Consider the following 17,031-nt stretch of genomic DNA (forward strand, 5'->3'; position numbering starts at 1 on the left):
TCACAATCTGTCAAGACTGATAGCTTTGCGTGCATATGTGAATAAAAAAAACTTTTCTCACCAATACTAGCAGTAAATGGTGAGCTTTCTTGGTCAATTCAACCCGCGTACCTAGCCTTCTTTAGAACAAAAAGTGCTGCGTATATAACCTTACGCAGCACCTCAGGTTAGGGCTAGATTTCAATTAGGTACGTGGGCAAATCTCTGCCTGTGGGAAAAAGAACTCAATCTCACGAGCCGCTGATTCAGGACTGTCTGAACCATGTACTGAGTTGTGGCGCATGCTCAATGCGTAATCTGCGCGAATCGTACCACATGCCGCTTCTTCAGGGTTGGTTTTACCCATTAACTCACGGTAACGCGAGATAGCATCCTCACCTTCAAGTACCTGAACCATGATAGGTCCGGAAGTCATGAATTCTTTCAGAGCTGGGAAGAAAGGCTTGCCTTCATGCTCTGCGTAGAAACCACTCGCCTGCTCTTCAGTTAACTGCACCATTTTCGCAGCGATAATCTGAAGGCCCGCTTTTTCAATACGGTGATAGATTTCACCAATCAGATTACGTTCTACTGCATCGGGCTTGATGATAGAAAAAGTTCTTTCTAGAGCCATAAGGTATCCTTTTATTTTCTTTGTTTTGTTTCGAGAGGTCATTCAAGACCTCTTAGAATTATTTGTTTGCTTGCTGAATCAATAAACCAGCTAGGGTACGCACACCAACGCCAGTTGCGCCTGCAGCCCATTTATCCGTTGCTGATTTACGGTACGTGGCAGCACAGTCGAAATGCAACCAACCTTTTTTGTAGTCTTCAACAAAGTAAGACAAGAAAGCAGCTGCCGTGCTGGCACCTGGAGAATAGTCACCACTGCTGATGTTAGATAGGTCAGCAAAATTCGATGGCAACATACCACGGTGGAAGTCTGCCAACGGCAGAGGCCATAGGCCTTCTTTCTCTTCTTTTGCTACGGATAGCGCCTGCTGAGAAAGCTCTTCGTCAAAACTCATCAATGCGTGGTAGTCATTGCCCAGTGCGTTTTTCGCAGCGCCAGTCAGTGTTGCACAATCAATGATCAACTCAGGGTTTTGCTCACTGGCATAAAGTAAACCATCAGCTAGAACTAGGCGACCTTCTGCGTCAGTATTCAAGATCTCGACCGTTTTACCGTTCTTATAGGTAATAACATCCCCCAGCTTCAGCGCTCGGCCTGAAATCATGTTTTCAGCACAGCAAAGAATCAGTTTCACACGTTTGTTCAAGCCACGCATAATTGCCAGACCTAAACCACCAGTGATCGTACCTGAACCGCCCATATCGGCTTTCATTGCTGCCATAAAACCTGAAGGTTTGATGCTATAACCACCAGAATCAAATGTGATACCCTTACCTACAAGACACGCCCAAACCGGTGCGTTCTCATCACCTGTTGGGTTGTAATCAAGTTGCAGCATCGCTGAAGTGCGCTCAGAACCACGTCCTACCGCAAAAATGCCTTCCCAGCCTTCGGCTAGCAGGTCTTTATCTTTCACAATGCGTGCTTTTACTGTGCCTTCTGGAGCAACCGACTTGATAAACTCAGCGGCCATTGTCGCCAGTTGTCGAGGCGCTACTTCTTCGGCAGGTTTATTAATAATATCGCGGGTAAATTCAGTCGCTTTAATGCGTGCTTCTAGCTCAGCCTGAGCAGCTTCAACTAATTCTGGTAACGCTAAAGTGTTTTTCTTTTTAGGTCCACGGTAACCTTGGTGGAATGCCCAAACACTTTCTAAATCCCAGCCTGCACCTTCAAGAGAAACAGACGCGACACCTTGAGAATCCAGCTTACGAGCCGCACGCTGAACGGCGCCAAGATCATGACCTTCTCCAAGGTGGATCGTTGCGCTGCTTTCAGAAAATGAAAGAATGGCTTTTTCACCCCAATGCGGAGCGGCGGCTTCTTGGCTCAAAAATACTGACATCTGTGTAGACATGGTTTCTCCTTGTCTTTTAATTAGCGCTGTCTACGCCATTTAGCTTAACGTTCGGATGTTAGCATTTTGTAGGGTTAAAATGTCAATTTGATAAAAAAACGGGCACTAAGGCCCGTTATTTTTAGTAAAATTTGTTAACTAGAAAGACTTTTCCGGTCAGTTCTAATCCATTTCATCCATCCAGCACAGAATCACGGCCTCAAGAATTTTTTCATTCGAACGGTTAGGTTCATCTTCAAAATCTTCCAGCTCTAGAATCCATTGATGAAGATCGGTGAAACGTACTGTCTTTGGATCCACTTCTGGGAATTTGTCACAAAGCTCAATCGCAATGTCTCGTGAGTCTGTCCATTTCATGATTACACTTCCTATATGAGAGATTAGTGATCTTCTGATGCGTGATTCAATGTATACTTAGGAATCTCAACCACCAAGTCTTCGTCGGTAACTTTAGCCTGACAACCCAATCGTGATTCAGGCTCTAAGCCCCATGCTTTATCCAGCATGTCGTCTTCCAACTCGTCACTCTCTTCCAAAGAGTCAAAGCCTTCACGAACCACAATGTGACAGGTAGTACACGCACATGATTTTTCACACGCATGCTCGATACCGATACCATTTTTCAGCGCCACGTCCAGTACAGTTTCACCAGTATCTGCTTCTAGTACCGCACCTTCTGGGCATAAATCTTCGTGTGGTAATACTATAATCTTAGGCATAACTTCTTATCTCTTAAATATCATCTACCGATTGACCTGACAGTGCAGCTCGAATCGATTTATCCATACGGCGCGAAGCAAAATCCTGGCTCGCTTTATCAGTGTCTTTGATTCCCTGTTCAATGGCATCCGCACTGTCGCCATTGCGCAGTTCAATCAATGATTCAATCGATTTAATCAGGGCTTCTCTTTCCGCTTCAGACAGTAAGTCATCACCGTCTGCTTGCATTGCAGCAAGTAACCCTTCAATGACACGATCAGCTTCCACTCGCTGCTCAGCCAGTGCACGAGCCATCATGTCGTCTTTCGCATACGTCATTGAGTCACGCAGCATATTTGCCACTTCGTCGTCACTCAAACCATAAGACGGTTTAACTTGTATTTCGGACTGAACCCCTGTGCTCTTTTCCATTGCGGTGACCGAAAGAAGGCCATCAGCGTCAACTTGGTAAGTCACTCGAATATGAGCAGCACCAGCGGCCATTGGAGGAATGCCTTTCAATGAGAAACGCGCCAACGAACGGCAGTCATCGACCATTTCACGCTCGCCTTGAACAACGTGAACACTCATTGCAGTCTGACCATCTTTAAATGTCGTAAATTCTTGCGCTCGGGCAACCGGAATCGTGGTATTGCGTGGAACAATTTTCTCGACCAGTCCACCCATGGTTTCAATACCTAGAGACAGTGGAATCACATCAAGAAGCAACATTTCAGAGTCTGGCTTGTTACCAGCGAGAATATCAGCCTGAATGCCCGCACCGATCGCAACAACCTCATCAGGGTTAATGCTTGTTAGTGGCGTACGACCAAAAAATTCACCGACCATTTCACGTACCAGCAGTGTACGAGTCGAGCCTCCAACCATCACTACTTCTAGTACATCATCTGTGTCTACTTCAGCATCTTTTAGTGCGCGGCGACAAGACATCAGCGTCTTTTTCACTAGTGGACGAATCAAAGATTCAAATTCATCACGGGATACAGAACCAGTCCAACCAAGCACCTCAACATCTACATTCTCTTGCTGTGAAAATGCAATTTTGGTCTCTGTAGCAACATTTAAAACAATGCGGTTCTGCTCCGCAGTTAGCTCCGTTTGGAGCCCTGCTTTTTCAATCAAGAACTCAGCAAGAAGGTGGTCAAAGTCATCTCCGCCTAATGCGGAATCACCACCAGTCGCCAGAACTTCGAAGACACCTTTGGATAATCGCAGAATAGAGATGTCGAATGTACCACCACCCAGATCGTAAACCGCGATAGTGCCTTCTTGGCCTGAGTCTAGGCCGTAAGCAATCGCTGCTGCAGTTGGCTCATTTAATAAGCGCAGAACATGAAGACCTGCCAGTTTAGCCGCATCTTTTGTACCAGCTCGCTGAGCATCATCAAAGTAAGCAGGCACGGTAATCACAACACCAGCTAACTCTCCGCCAAGCGTTTGTTCAGCACGCTTACCTAATGATTTGAGAATCTCTGCTGATACTTCAATCGGGTTTTTGTCACCAGCTGCTGTTTGAAGTACCGGCAAACCATTATCGCTCGCTTTAAATTGATAAGGTAGATTTGGGTAACGAGTCTGAATGTCACTCAATGAACGGCCAATTAGTCGTTTCACTGAAATAATGGTGTTTTGCGGATCAGTTTCCGCCAGTGCTTTAGCTTCATAACCTACTTCAGGTTGTTCACCGGCATAATTGACTATCGATGGCAAGATACTGCGTCCTTGATCGTCTTTCAATGTCGCTGCATCTCCGCTGCGAACAGAAGCTACCAATGAGTTCGTCGTACCGAGATCGATACCAGCTGCCAGTTTATGCTCATGGGGTGCCGAGCTTTGACCCGGTTCTGCAATTTGAAGTAGTGCCATGGTTGGTCCTTATCTTTAACTAGCCGAGGAGTTTCTCTTCCACTAGCTCGATTTCATTTTTTAATTTGGCGATAAATTTGAGTTTACGTACACGCTCAGCGGCTTGTTGCCAAAGGCCATCATTCAGTTCCTGCTCTACCGATTTCAGGTGCTGCTTGTACATTTTGCTCACCTTGTTGTCAAAATCGAATAGTGCGTCTTCTGGTTCTGAACTAGATGGAATATCCTCAAGCTCTTCACGTAATTCCATCTGTTCCATTAGGAACATAGGATCACTCATGGTTTGTTGCTCACCACGAATATCAACACCGTTTTCTGCCAGAAGATACTCTGCACGAGACAGAGGGCTCTTTAATACTTGATAGGCATCGTTGATTTCCGATGCTTTCTGAACCGCCATAAGACGGTCTCGCTCTGAAGCACTGGCAAAGTTATCTGGATGGAAGCGTTTTTGAAGTTCACGGAATTGTGAAGAAAGAAGGCTACCATCCAGCTGAAACTGACTTGGTAGCCCAAATAATTCAAAGTAATTCATGGAGAATTCGGTCCTTGGTAATCTACCTGCAAGCAATACCTGCAGGCGCTATCAATTATACGTTGAAGCTTTCACCGCAACCACATTCACTTTTAGCATTCGGGTTGTTGAATTCGAAGCCTTCATTCAACCCTTCTTTAACGTAGTCAAGCTCAGTACCATCTAAATACGCTAGGCTCTTTTGGTCAATAATGACCTTAACGCCAGAATGCTCGAATACTGAATCTTCTTCGTTAAGCTCGTCAACAAACTCAAGAACATAAGCCATTCCAGAACAGCCTGTCGTTTTCACACCCAAACGCAAACCGATCCCTTTACCTCGGTTTTCTAGGAATGTTCTAACGCGACTTGCCGCGGTTTCTGTCATTGTGATGGCCATACTGCACCTTAGTTTATTGATTGGCGAACGGAATGGGAGCTTTAGGCTCCCATTATATACAGATTACTTATTCTTGGTGTTTTTTCTTGTAGTCAGCAACCGCTGCTTTGATTGCATCTTCAGCAAGAATTGAGCAGTGTACTTTAACTGGAGGCAGCTCAAGCTCTTCAGCAATCTCAGCATTCTTGATTGCCGCTGCTTCATCAATGCTCTTGCCTTTTACCCACTCAGTAACCAGTGAGCTAGATGCGATTGCACTACCACAACCGTATGTTTTGAACTTCGCATCTTCAATAATACCTTCAGGTGTTACTTTAATTTGAAGCTTCATTACGTCACCACAAGCTGGTGCGCCAACCATGCCGCTACCTACCGCTGGGTCTTCTTTATCAAATGAACCAACGTTACGTGGGTTCTCGTAGTGATCAATTACTTTTTCGCTATATGCCATGATATTTACCTCGAATCCTCTATTAACTGACTTGGAATAACCTGATGAAATTAGTGGTGAGCCCACTCAACTGTATCTAGGTCAATTCCTTCCTTGTACATATCCCATAGAGGAGACATGTCACGCAGTTTAGTTACTGCGGTACGAATTTGTTCAATTGCGTAATCAATTTCTTCTTCAGTCGTAAAGCGACCGAAAGAGAAACGAACAGAGCTATGTGCTAATTCATCGTTTAGACCAAGAGCACGCAGTACGTATGAAGGTTCTAAACTTGCCGATGTACATGCACTACCTGAAGAAACCGCTAAATCTTTAAGCGACATCAGTAGAGATTCACCTTCCACAAAGGCAAAGCTAACATTCAAGTTGTGAGGAACACGTTGCTCAAAGTCACCGTTAACTGTTACAGCTTCTAAATCTTTAACACCGTCAAATAGTCGGTTGCGAAGTGCAAGAGCATGGTCGAAATCTTTTTGCATATCTTCTTTAGCAATACGGAACGCTTCACCCATACCAACAATTTGGTGAGTAGCTAGTGTGCCTGAACGGAAACCACGCTCGTGACCACCACCGTGCATTTGTGCTTCTAGGCGAATACGTGGCTTACGACGAACGTATAGTGCACCGATACCTTTAGGGCCATACGCTTTATGAGCAGACAGTGAGATAAGGTCTACTTTCATTTCCTTCACATCGATTGGTAACTTACCCGCTGACTGCGCAGCATCAACATGGAAAACGACTTTACGTTCGCGACAAAGTTCACCAATAGAAGAGATATCCTGAATCACACCAATTTCGTTGTTCACGTGCATGATCGAAACCAATACAGTGTCTTCACGCATTGCGGCTTCAAGCTTCTTAAGATCAATCAAACCGTTAGACTCAGGCTCAAGGTAAGTTACCTCAAAACCTTCACGCTCTAGTTGGCGACATGGATCAAGAACCGCTTTGTGCTCAGTTTTACACGTAATTACGTGTTTACCTTTCTTAGAATAGAAATGAGCTGCGCCTTTAATAGCTAGGTTATCTGATTCTGTCGCGCCAGAGGTGAAGACGATTTCGCGAGGGTCTGCGTTCAGTAGATCAGCAATTTGTTCACGAGCAGTGTCTACTGCTTCTTCTGCCTGCCAGCCATATCGATGTGAACGCGATGCTGGGTTGCCAAACGTACCGTCCATTGTCATGTACTGAACCATTTTTTCAGCCACACGAGGGTCAACAGGACAAGTCGCTGAGTAATCTAGATAAATAGGCAGTTTCATTCTCTACTCCAATGTAACAGGCAAACCGCTTAAGAGCGGACATTTACACCGATGGGCGCGGTGTTAGAATTCTTGTTAGAAAACCCATGATTTACCGCAAGACCAAGATCTTGTCGGTCTGAAATTTCTAGGACTTCGTTATCCGTCATCAACTCACCGAGAGTGATGTTGTTTAAGAAGTCACTGATGCGTGAACTTAAATCACGCCAAAGAGTGTGAGTAAGGCAACGAGTTCCACCTTGACAGTCTGCTCTACCGTTGCATTTGGTCGCATCAACCGACTCGTCTACTGCAGCAATCACTGTACCAATAGCAATAGAGTGAGCGTCTTCACCTAAACGGTAACCACCGCCTGGGCCACGAACACTAGCCACAAGGCCCGCTTTGCGTAGCTTTGAAAATAGCTGCTCTAAGTAAGACAACGAGATCCCTTGTCGCTCTGAAATGTCAGCCAAAGGCACTGGGTTTTGTTGCGAATGCAGAGCCACATCTAACATGGCTGTAACTGCGTATCTTCCTTTAGATGTAAGTCTCATATAACACCATATCCACACTGTTTATGTGATGGCGATTTTTACATACCTGACTAAAATGGTCAAGTATATAATTGACTATTTTAGTCAGGTATTTAACCATACAGATATTATGGCCAATTTACTGATTGATTTTTTTCTCAATTGAGGTCAGTACACCACGCAGAATATTCAGTTCTTGCGCTTCAGGTCGAGCTCTATTAAATAGCCGACGCAGCTTGTTCATTACTTTCCCCGGTTGCTCATCGCTAATAAATTGGGTCTTGGTGGCCACTTTTTCAAGGTGCGAAAAGAACATTTCCAACTCTTTATGTCTTGGGTATTCCGCCACTTCATTAGGCTGATACTGACTCTGCTGCTTTTCTAAATAAGCCATGCGAACTTCGTAGCTGAGTGTCTGAACAGCCATCGCCAGATTGAGAGAGCTGTACTCTGGATTAGCAGGAATACAAACATGATAGTGACACGTCTGAAGCTCTTCGTTTGTTAATCCGGTACGCTCACGGCCAAACACTAATGCAACCTGAGACATTGCTCCTTGCTCAACAAATTTCTTACCGCATTCACGGGGCTCTAACATTGGCCACTCTAAAGTACGTGAACGCGCACTTGAACCTACAACAAGGCTACAATCAGCCACAGCGTCATTTAATGTATTGACGATCAGTGCCGCTTGGACGATATCTGCTGCGCCAGCAGCAAGTGCTATTGCCTGTTCATCTATCTCACACTGTGGGTCAACAAGTACTAAGTTAGTCAGCCCCATAACTTTCATTGCTCGTGCGGCCGAGCCAATGTTTCCAGAGTGAGAGGTTCCGACAAGTACAACTTTGACATTGTTTAGCATTGGTGTTTTCCAAGACGTAATTTCGAACTGCGCGATATTACCATACACATGAGTAAAATGGTCAGACCCTTTGCGGTAATAAAACCAAAAGTTCAAAAAATAACCACTTCCATTTCGGTGTTTATCTGATATACTGCCGCCCGTTTTTCTGTTCTTTAACATCCGTTGGGAAATTAGTATGCATCCAATGCTTAATATTGCTATTCGTGCTGCACGAAAAGCAGGCAACCATATTGCTAAATCTTTAGAAAATGCTGAGAAGATTGAATCGACTCAAAAAGGCGTCAATGACTTCGTTACTAACGTAGACAAAGAAGCAGAAGCTATCATCATCGATACGATCAAAGCCTCTTACCCTGATCACACTGTAATTGGTGAAGAGTCAGGCCTTCTTCAAGGTAAAGATGATGAAGTACAATGGATCATCGACCCACTGGATGGCACTACAAACTTTGTAAAAGGTTTACCTCACTTCTCTGTTTCTATCGCTGTACGCATCAAAGGCAAAACAGAAGTTGCTTGTGTTTACGACCCAATGCTGAATGAGCTTTTCACCGCTCAACGAGGTTCTGGCGCGCAACTTAATAATGCTCGTATCCGCGTCAAGCAAGTAAAAGACCTACAAGGAACTGTTTTAGCAACGGGCTTCCCCTTCAAACAGAAACAGCATTCAGAGTCCTACTTTAAGATTATGTCAGCACTATTCGTTGACTGTTCTGATTTCCGTCGCACTGGCTCTGCTGCTCTAGACCTATGTTACCTTGCAGCAAGCCGTGTAGATGGTTTCTTTGAGCTTGGCCTTAAACCGTGGGATATTGCCGCTGGTGAGCTTATTGCTCGTGAAGCCGGGGCTATTGTTACTGATTTTGCTGGCGGCACTGACTACGTAAAATCAGGTAATGTTGTAGCTTCAAGCGCTCGTGGTGTAAAAGGTATCCTTAAGCACATTCGCGAAAATGGCAATGAAGCATTGCTAAAATAATATTAAGCTCCGTCACAGCTGAATCATCAAGCCCGCTCTGTTGAGCGGGCTTTTTTATTTCTTCGTTATGAGAATAATCAATATGAACAGTTTTCAGTGCATTACCCCGTCTTCGATATCGTGATATAGCATCTTTTTAGACATCGCTTGTTTTAAGCAAGACTTAGAAAACAAGGAGCTTGAGGTCAGATTAACGGTGTGATTTTCGAATCAAGAAGCCTACCTTAACTGAAATGAATGCTGGCATATCAGTAATGGCTTAGTCCCGACTATGAAGTCAGTCTTAATAAGCATGTTGGACTAAAGAGCTGTACTAAGAGCACCCCATAAGCGAGGAGAGCTCAATTCTCTTGAACTTGGAAGACTGCTACTCCCACCAATGTGGTCTTTTCGTCGGAGGAACCTAGTTTGAGCTTTGAAGATGGTTGAACTTACGCTGCAAAAATTCTTACAACTGGCCCACGCTATTGATAATTATGGGAACTTCGCAATCTACCAGTTGAAGTAATGATGCTCTGAGAAATGAAAAAGGCTCCAGTCTTTCGACTAGAGCCTTGAAAATGGCAGGGGTGGAGAGATTCGAACTCCCAACACGCGGATTTGGAATCCGCTGCTCTGCCAATTGGAGCTACACCCCTAAAATTCGTGTTTAAAGAGACGACTCTCGAATAAGTGGCGGAGCGGACGGGACTCGAACCCGCGACCCCCGGCGTGACAGGCCGGTATTCTAACCAACTGAACTACCGCTCCGCACTGGTTAGACACTAAGTCTAAATTTAAAGCCTGGCGATGTCCTACTCTCACATGGGGAAGCCCCACACTACCATCGGCGCTATTGCGTTTCACTTCTGAGTTCGGCATGGAATCAGGTGGGTCCACAACGCTATGGTCGCCAAGCAAATTCTTTAATCTGGAAAGCTGTTTTTAAGTTCTGTATTTACACATTCAATCTGTTCTTGCTTTGAGTCCATCAAAACCCTTTGGGTGTTGTATGGTTAAGCCTCACGGGCAATTAGTACAGGTTAGCTCAACGCCTCACAACGCTTACACACCCTGCCTATCAACGTTCTAGTCTCGAACAACCCTTTAGGACCCTCAAGGGGTCAGGGAAGACTCATCTCAGGGCTCGCTTCCCGCTTAGATGCTTTCAGCGGTTATCGATTCCGAACTTAGCTACCGGGCAATGCCATTGGCATGACAACCCGAACACCAGAGGTTCGTCCACTCCGGTCCTCTCGTACTAGGAGCAGCCCCCTTCAATCTTCCAACGCCCACGGCAGATAGGGACCGAACTGTCTCACGACGTTCTAAACCCAGCTCGCGTACCACTTTAAATGGCGAACAGCCATACCCTTGGGACCGACTTCAGCCCCAGGATGTGATGAGCCGACATCGAGGTGCCAAACACCGCCGTCGATATGAACTCTTGGGCGGTATCAGCCTGTTATCCCCGGAGTACCTTTTATCCGTTGAGCGATGGCCCTTCCATTCAGAACCACCGGATCACTATGACCTGCTTTCGCACCTGCTCGAATTGTCATTCTCGCAGTCAAGCGGGCTTATGCCATTGCACTAACCTCACGATGTCCAACCGTGATTAGCCCACCTTCGTGCTCCTCCGTTACTCTTTGGGAGGAGACCGCCCCAGTCAAACTACCCACCAGGCACTGTCCTCAACCCAGATAACGGGTCTAAGTTAGAACATCAACACTACAAGGGTGGTATTTCAAGGACGGCTCCACCGATACTGGCGTACCGGTTTCAAAGCCTCCCACCTATCCTACACATGTAGGGTCAATGTTCAGTGCCAAGCTGTAGTAAAGGTTCACGGGGTCTTTCCGTCTAGCCGCGGGTACACTGCATCTTCACAGCGATTTCAATTTCACTGAGTCTCGGGTGGAGACAGCGTGGCCATCATTACGCCATTCGTGCAGGTCGGAACTTACCCGACAAGGAATTTCGCTACCTTAGGACCGTTATAGTTACGGCCGCCGTTTACCGGGGCTTCGATCAAGAGCTTCGACTTACGTCTAACCCCATCAATTAACCTTCCGGCACCGGGCAGGCGTCACACCGTATACGTCATCTTACGATTTTGCACAGTGCTGTGTTTTTAATAAACAGTTGCAGCCACCTGGTATCTGCGACTCCCGTTAGCTCCATCCGCAAGGGACTTCACCGACAGGAGCGTACCTTCTCCCGAAGTTACGGTACCATTTTGCCTAGTTCCTTCACCCGAGTTCTCTCAAGCGCCTTGGTATTCTCTACCCGACCACCTGTGTCGGTTTGGGGTACGATTCCTTACAATCTGAAGCTTAGAGGCTTTTCCTGGAAGCATGGCATCAATGACTTCACACCCGTAGGTGCTCGACGTCGTGTCTCAGCCTTAGAGAGAGCCGGATTTACCTAACTCTCAAGCCTACGCACTTGAACCTGGACAACCGTCGCCAGGCCCACCTAGCCTTCTCCGTCCCCCCATCGCAATTGTAAGAAGTACGGGAATATTAACCCGTTTCCCATCGACTACGCCTTTCGGCCTCGCCTTAGGGGTCGACTTACCCTGCCCCGATTAACGTTGGACAGGAACCCTTGGTCTTCCGGCGAGGAGGTTTTTCACCCCCTTTATCGTTACTCATGTCAGCATTCGCACTTCTGATACCTCCAGCAAGCTTTACAACTCACCTTCAACGGCTTACAGAACGCTCCCCTACCCAATACATAAAATGCATTGCCGCAGCTTCGGTTTACAGCTTAGCCCCGTTACATCTTCCGCGCAGGCCGACTCGACTAGTGAGCTATTACGCTTTCTTTAAATGATGGCTGCTTCTAAGCCAACATCCTAGCTGTCTAAGCCTTCCCACATCGTTTCCCACTTAGCTGTAATTTGGGACCTTAGCTGGCGGTCTGGGTTGTTTCCCTCTCCACGACGGACGTTAGCACCCGCCGTGTGTCTCCCGGATAGTACTTACTGGTATTCGGAGTTTGCAAAGGGTTGGTAAGTCGGGATGACCCCCTAGCCTTAACAGTGCTCTACCCCCAGTAGTATTCGTCCGAGGCTCTACCTAAATAGATTTCGGGGAGAACCAGCTATCTCCAGGTTTGATTGGCCTTTCACCCCTAGCCACAAGTCATCCGCTAATTTTTCAACATTAGTCGGTTCGGTCCTCCAGTTGATGTTACTCAACCTTCAACCTGCCCATGGCTAGATCACCTGGTTTCGGGTCTATATCCAGCAACTCGACGCCCAGTTAAGACTCGATTTCTCTACGGCTCCCCTAGATGGTTAACCTTGCTACTGAATATAAGTCGCTGACCCATTATACAAAAGGTACGCAGTCACACCACGAAGGTGCTCCTACTGCTTGTACGTACACGGTTTCAGGTTCTATTTCACTCCCCTCACAGGGGTTCTTTTCGCCTTTCCCTCACGGTACTGGTTCACTATCGGTCAGTCAGTAGTATTTAGCCTTGGAGGATGGTCCCCCCATATTCAGACAGGATATCACGTGTCCCGCCCTACTCGATTTCACCTAAAATGCGCTGTCGGTTACGGGGCTATCACCCTGTATCGCAGAACTTTCCAGAACTTTCACCTGACGCATTAAAGGCTTAAGGGCTAGTCCAATTTCGCTCGCCGCTACTTTCGGAATCTCGGTTGATTTCTTTTCCTCGGGGTACTTAGATGTTTCAGTTCCCCCGGTTCGCCTCATTACCCTATGTATTCAGATAATGATACCTGCTTATGCAGGTGGGTTTCCCCATTCGGAAATCCCAGACTCAAATGGCTTTTACTGCCTAATCTGGGCTTATCGCAAGTTAATACGTCCTTCATCGCCTCTGACTGCCAAGGCATCCACCGTGTACGCTTAGTCACTTAACCATACAACCCCAAAGGGTCTTACAATCAAACAACCAAAGTTGTCTGCCATTATTTAAACATGATGCAGACTCGATTTTGCCGGACTCAAATTTCCAAGAACACTTGAATGTGTGTTGGTACCTAGTTCTTAGTAACAAATAGCTAAGAATTAGGATTTGAGAACTTTAAATGAATAACAACGCATCTCATAGAGATGGGGATTGTTGTTATTCGTCAGCTTTCCAAATTGTTAAAGAGCATGTTTCTTCACAAGGAAGTTACATTTTCTAAAGACTTTCAGCGGCAAAAATCCAACCACGTACGTATTACTGAAGTGGTTTGGAAATTTGAATCCAAAAATACTTAGAGAATGGTGGGCGATACCGGGCTCGAACCAGTGACCCCCTGCTTGTAAGGCAGGTGCTCTCCCAACTGAGCTAATCGCCCACATAAGTTTTAATTCTTCGTGGAGAAGAATGGTGGGTCGTGCAGGATTCGAACCTGCGACCAATTGATTAAAAGTCAACTGCTCTACCAACTGAGCTAACGACCCAATGGTATCCCGTAGGGGAGTCGAACCCCTGTTACCGCCGTGAAAGGGCGGTGTCCTAGGCCTCTAGACGAACGGGACACTAAGTTGAACATCTTGGGGGATGTTCATTCTCTTAAACTACATAAACCATCAATCTGTGTGGACACTCATCGTGAGTAATCATCGTATAAGGAGGTGATCCAGCGCCAGGTTCCCCTAGCGCTACCTTGTTACGACTTCACCCCAGTCATGAACCACAAAGTGGTGAGCGTCCCCCCGAAGGTTAAACTACCCACTTCTTTTGCAGCCCACTCCCATGGTGTGACGGGCGGTGTGTACAAGGCCCGGGAACGTATTCACCGTAGCATTCTGATCTACGATTACTAGCGATTCCGACTTCATGGAGTCGAGTTGCAGACTCCAATCCGGACTACGACGCACTTTTTGGGATTCGCTCACTTTCGCAAGTTGGCCGCCCTCTGTATGCGCCATTGTAGCACGTGTGTAGCCCTACTCGTAAGGGCCATGATGACTTGACGTCGTCCCCACCTTCCTCCGGTTTATCACCGGCAGTCTCCCTGGAGTTCCCGACATGACTCGCTGGCAAACAAGGATAAGGGTTGCGCTCGTTGCGGGACTTAACCCAACATTTCACAACACGAGCTGACGACAGCCATGCAGCACCTGTCTCTCAGTTCCCGAAGGCACAAGACTGTCTCCAGTCTCTTCTGAGGATGTCAAGAGTAGGTAAGGTTCTTCGCGTTGCATCGAATTAAACCACATGCTCCACCGCTTGTGCGGGCCCCCGTCAATTCATTTGAGTTTTAATCTTGCGACCGTACTCCCCAGGCGGTCTACTTAACGCGTTAGCTCCGAAAGCCACGGCTCAAGGCCACAACCTCCAAGTAGACATCGTTTACGGCGTGGACTACCAGGGTATCTAATCCTGTTTGCTCCCCACGCTTTCGCATCTGAGTGTCAGTATCTGTCCAGGGGGCCGCCTTCGCCACCGGTATTCCTTCAGATCTCTACGCATTTCACCGCTACACCTGAAATTCTACCCCCCTCTACAGTACTCTAGTCTGCCAGTTTCAAATGCAATTCCGAGGTTGAGCCCCGGGCTTTCACATCTGACTTAACAAACCACCTGCATGCGCTTTACGCCCAGTAATTCCGATTAACGCTCGCACCCTCCGTATTACCGCGGCTGCTGGCACGGAGTTAGCCGGTGCTTCTTCTGCAGCTAACGTCAAATGAATGCGCTATTAACACATCCACCTTCCTCACTGCTGAAAGTACTTTACAACCCGAAGGCCTTCTTCATACACGCGGCATGGCTGCATCAGGCTTGCGCCCATTGTGCAATATTCCCCACTGCTGCCTCCCGTAGGAGTCTGGACCGTGTCTCAGTTCCAGTGTGGCTGATCATCCTCTCAGACCAGCTAGGGATCGTCGCCTTGGTGAGCCATTACCTCACCAACTAGCTAATCCCACCTGGGCATATCCTGACGCGAGAGGCCCGAAGGTCCCCCTCTTTGAGCCGAAGCTATTATGCGGTATTAGCCATCGTTTCCAATGGTTATCCCCCACATCAGGGCAATTTCCCAGGCATTACTCACCCGTCCGCCGCTCGACGCCGTTATCGTTCCCCGAAGGTTCAGATAACTCGTTTCCGCTCGACTTGCATGTGTTAGGCCTGCCGCCAGCGTTCAATCTGAGCCATGATCAAACTCTTCAATTTAAGATTTTGTTCGGCTCAATGAATACTGAACATTACATAAGTAATGTTTGAATTGACTGTGCTGAATCCGAAGATTCAATGGTCACTTCGTTTCATTGAAACCTAATTTGATACCGAAGTATCTATTTGGATTATCATCAACGAGTGCCCACACAGATTGATAGGTTTATATTGTTAAAGAGCTGTGCTTTCAGTGCCTTAGCACCTAAGCAGGACGCGTATGTTACGCGACTGACTGTTGAAGTCAACATAAAACTCTAAACTTTTTTAGAATCTTATGGTGACTTGTCTAACATATAGACAAAGTCGAAATTAAAGCCTGGCGATGTCCTACTCTCACATGGGGAAGCCCCACACTACCATCGGCGCTATTGCGTTTCACTTCTGAGTTCGGCATGGAATCAGGTGGGTCCACAACGCTATGGTCGCCAAGCAAATTCTTTATCAATTTGCTCGCAAATTCAAACGCACTTTAGTGCGGCCCTTTAGGGTGAGATTTGCTTGCAAATCGAATAATTCGGAAAGCTGTTTTTAAGTTCTGTATTTACACATTCAAAGTTCTTGCTTTGAGTCCATCAAAACCCTTTGGGTGTTGTATGGTTAAGCCTCACGGGCAATTAGTACAGGTTAGCTCAACGCCTCACAACGCTTACACACCCTGCCTATCAACGTTCTAGTCTCGAACAACCCTTTAGGACCCTCAAGGGGTCAGGGAAGACTCATCTCAGGGCTCGCTTCCCGCTTAGATGCTTTCAGCGGTTATCGATTCCGAACTTAGCTACCGGGCAATGCCATTGGCATGACAACCCGAACACCAGAGGTTCGTCCACTCCGGTCCTCTCGTACTAGGAGCAGCCCCCTTCAATCTTCCAACGCCCACGGCAGATAGGGACCGAACTGTCTCACGACGTTCTAAACCCAGCTCGCGTACCACTTTAAATGGCGAACAGCCATACCCTTGGGACCGACTTCAGCCCCAGGATGTGATGAGCCGACATCGAGGTGCCAAACACCGCCGTCGATATGAACTCTTGGGCGGTATCAGCCTGTTATCCCCGGAGTACCTTTTATCCGTTGAGCGATGGCCCTTCCATACAGAACCACCGGATCACTATGACCTGCTTTCGCACCTGCTCGAATTGTCATTCTCGCAGTCAAGCGGGCTTATGCCATTGCACTAACCTCACGATGTCCAACCGTGATTAGCCCACCTTCGTGCTCCTCCGTTACTCTTTGGGAGGAGACCGCCCCAGTCAAACTACCCACCAGGCACTGTCCTCAACCCGGATAACGGGTCTAAGTTAGAACATCAACACTACAAGGGTGGTATTTCAAGGACGGCTCCACCGAT

12 protein-coding genes, 5 tRNA genes and 5 rRNA genes are annotated in these 17,031 nt (G+C 47.0%); 1 reads left to right on the forward strand and 21 read right to left on the reverse strand.

All coding sequences use genetic code 11. The annotated features are described in order from the left end of the window. Nucleotides 1-184 precede the first annotated feature (184 nt). The 11 genes from ndk to trmJ form a co-directional block, all read right to left on the reverse strand. The gene (gene ndk, locus VIC_RS11095) at nucleotides 185-613 is read right to left on the reverse strand and encodes a nucleoside-diphosphate kinase (protein WP_006959823.1); all 429 of its coding nucleotides are present in this window, start codon (nucleotides 611-613) and stop codon (nucleotides 185-187) included. Between the two features lie 58 nt (nucleotides 614-671). After that, complete coding sequence (gene pepB / locus VIC_RS11100; RefSeq protein WP_006959824.1) at nucleotides 672-1,970, reverse strand: aminopeptidase PepB; 1,299 nt, start codon at nucleotides 1,968-1,970, stop codon at nucleotides 672-674. 162 nt (nucleotides 1,971-2,132) lie between these two features. Continuing rightward, on the reverse strand, nucleotides 2,133-2,327 hold the full coding sequence (gene iscX, locus VIC_RS11105) for a Fe-S cluster assembly protein IscX (protein ID WP_006959825.1): 195 nt from the start codon (nucleotides 2,325-2,327) through the stop codon (nucleotides 2,133-2,135). Nucleotides 2,328-2,350: 23 nt separating this feature from the next. Then, a complete protein-coding gene (gene fdx / locus VIC_RS11110; protein ID WP_006959826.1) occupies nucleotides 2,351-2,689 on the reverse strand; it encodes an ISC system 2Fe-2S type ferredoxin in 339 nt (112 codons plus the stop codon). A gap of 13 nt (nucleotides 2,690-2,702) precedes the next feature. Further along, complete coding sequence (gene hscA / locus VIC_RS11115; RefSeq protein WP_006959827.1) at nucleotides 2,703-4,556, reverse strand: Fe-S protein assembly chaperone HscA; 1,854 nt, start codon at nucleotides 4,554-4,556, stop codon at nucleotides 2,703-2,705. Nucleotides 4,557-4,575: 19 nt separating this feature from the next. Next, on the reverse strand, nucleotides 4,576-5,091 hold the full coding sequence (gene hscB, locus VIC_RS11120) for a co-chaperone HscB (RefSeq protein ID WP_006959828.1): 516 nt from the start codon (nucleotides 5,089-5,091) through the stop codon (nucleotides 4,576-4,578). A gap of 55 nt (nucleotides 5,092-5,146) precedes the next feature. Beyond that, a complete protein-coding gene (gene iscA, locus VIC_RS11125; RefSeq protein WP_006959829.1) occupies nucleotides 5,147-5,470 on the reverse strand; it encodes an iron-sulfur cluster assembly protein IscA in 324 nt (107 codons plus the stop codon). Nucleotides 5,471-5,537: 67 nt separating this feature from the next. After that, on the reverse strand, nucleotides 5,538-5,921 hold the full coding sequence (gene iscU / locus VIC_RS11130; protein ID WP_004412993.1) for a Fe-S cluster assembly scaffold IscU: 384 nt from the start codon (nucleotides 5,919-5,921) through the stop codon (nucleotides 5,538-5,540). Between the two features lie 50 nt (nucleotides 5,922-5,971). Continuing rightward, entirely contained in the window at nucleotides 5,972-7,186 is a 1,215-nt protein-coding gene (locus tag VIC_RS11135) for an IscS subfamily cysteine desulfurase (RefSeq protein ID WP_006959830.1), read from the reverse strand. A 29-nt stretch (nucleotides 7,187-7,215) separates the two neighbouring features. Continuing rightward, entirely contained in the window at nucleotides 7,216-7,722 is a 507-nt protein-coding gene (gene iscR / locus VIC_RS11140; protein WP_038513385.1) for a Fe-S cluster assembly transcriptional regulator IscR, read from the reverse strand. A gap of 118 nt (nucleotides 7,723-7,840) precedes the next feature. Further along, nucleotides 7,841-8,566 carry a tRNA (cytosine(32)/uridine(32)-2'-O)-methyltransferase TrmJ gene (gene trmJ / locus VIC_RS11145; protein ID WP_006959832.1) on the reverse strand — a complete coding sequence of 242 codons (726 nt, stop codon included), beginning with the start codon at nucleotides 8,564-8,566 and terminating at the stop codon, nucleotides 7,841-7,843. Between the two features lie 178 nt (nucleotides 8,567-8,744). On the opposite strand from trmJ, the gene suhB reads away from it, so the two are divergent. Further along, nucleotides 8,745-9,548, forward strand: a complete 804-nt coding sequence (gene suhB, locus VIC_RS11150) for an inositol-1-monophosphatase (protein WP_006959833.1) — start codon at nucleotides 8,745-8,747, stop codon at nucleotides 9,546-9,548. Between the two features lie 561 nt (nucleotides 9,549-10,109). Here the strand turns inward: suhB and VIC_RS11155 are convergent. From VIC_RS11155 to VIC_RS11200, 10 genes are all read right to left on the reverse strand, one after another. Continuing rightward, nucleotides 10,110-10,186: transfer RNA gene (locus VIC_RS11155), tRNA-Trp, on the reverse strand. 35 nt (nucleotides 10,187-10,221) lie between these two features. Next, a tRNA-Asp gene (locus tag VIC_RS11160) sits at nucleotides 10,222-10,298 on the reverse strand. A gap of 31 nt (nucleotides 10,299-10,329) precedes the next feature. Next, nucleotides 10,330-10,445: ribosomal RNA gene (rrf, locus tag VIC_RS11165) — 5S ribosomal RNA — on the reverse strand. A gap of 94 nt (nucleotides 10,446-10,539) precedes the next feature. Next, nucleotides 10,540-13,428: ribosomal RNA gene (locus tag VIC_RS11170) — 23S ribosomal RNA — on the reverse strand. Between the two features lie 350 nt (nucleotides 13,429-13,778). Continuing rightward, a tRNA-Val gene (locus tag VIC_RS11175) sits at nucleotides 13,779-13,854 on the reverse strand. A 30-nt stretch (nucleotides 13,855-13,884) separates the two neighbouring features. Then, nucleotides 13,885-13,960, reverse strand: a tRNA-Lys gene (locus VIC_RS11180). 2 nt (nucleotides 13,961-13,962) lie between these two features. Beyond that, nucleotides 13,963-14,038 (reverse strand) — tRNA-Glu (locus VIC_RS11185). A gap of 89 nt (nucleotides 14,039-14,127) precedes the next feature. Beyond that, nucleotides 14,128-15,680: ribosomal RNA gene (locus VIC_RS11190) — 16S ribosomal RNA — on the reverse strand. 317 nt (nucleotides 15,681-15,997) lie between these two features. Beyond that, nucleotides 15,998-16,113, reverse strand: a 5S ribosomal RNA gene (rrf, locus tag VIC_RS11195). A 163-nt stretch (nucleotides 16,114-16,276) separates the two neighbouring features. Then, nucleotides 16,277-17,031, reverse strand: a 23S ribosomal RNA gene (locus tag VIC_RS11200); the annotation flags it as partial.

It is taken from the genome of Vibrio coralliilyticus ATCC BAA-450 (assembly GCF_000176135.1).
Taxonomy (GTDB): Bacteria; Pseudomonadota; Gammaproteobacteria; order Enterobacterales; family Vibrionaceae; genus Vibrio; species Vibrio coralliilyticus.

Excerpts from the sequence above, each read along its gene's own strand:
- ndk (WP_006959823.1), bottom strand. The coding sequence starts at position 613 with ATGGCTCTAGAAAGAACTTTTTCTATCATCAAGCCCGATGCAGTAGAA.
- pepB (WP_006959824.1), bottom strand. The coding sequence starts at position 1,970 with ATGTCTACACAGATGTCAGTATTTTTGAGCCAAGAAGCCGCCGCTCCG.
- iscX (WP_006959825.1), bottom strand. The coding sequence starts at position 2,327 with ATGAAATGGACAGACTCACGAGACATTGCGATTGAGCTTTGTGACAAA.
- fdx (WP_006959826.1), bottom strand. The coding sequence starts at position 2,689 with ATGCCTAAGATTATAGTATTACCACACGAAGATTTATGCCCAGAAGGT.
- hscA (WP_006959827.1), bottom strand. The coding sequence starts at position 4,556 with ATGGCACTACTTCAAATTGCAGAACCGGGTCAAAGCTCGGCACCCCAT.
- hscB (WP_006959828.1), bottom strand. The coding sequence starts at position 5,091 with ATGAATTACTTTGAATTATTTGGGCTACCAAGTCAGTTTCAGCTGGAT.
- iscA (WP_006959829.1), bottom strand. The coding sequence starts at position 5,470 with ATGGCCATCACAATGACAGAAACCGCGGCAAGTCGCGTTAGAACATTC.
- iscU (WP_004412993.1), bottom strand. The coding sequence starts at position 5,921 with ATGGCATATAGCGAAAAAGTAATTGATCACTACGAGAACCCACGTAAC.
- VIC_RS11135 (WP_006959830.1), bottom strand. The coding sequence starts at position 7,186 with ATGAAACTGCCTATTTATCTAGATTACTCAGCGACTTGTCCTGTTGAC.
- iscR (WP_038513385.1), bottom strand. The coding sequence starts at position 7,722 with ATGAGACTTACATCTAAAGGAAGATACGCAGTTACAGCCATGTTAGAT.
- trmJ (WP_006959832.1), bottom strand. The coding sequence starts at position 8,566 with ATGCTAAACAATGTCAAAGTTGTACTTGTCGGAACCTCTCACTCTGGA.
- suhB (WP_006959833.1), top strand. The coding sequence starts at position 8,745 with ATGCATCCAATGCTTAATATTGCTATTCGTGCTGCACGAAAAGCAGGC.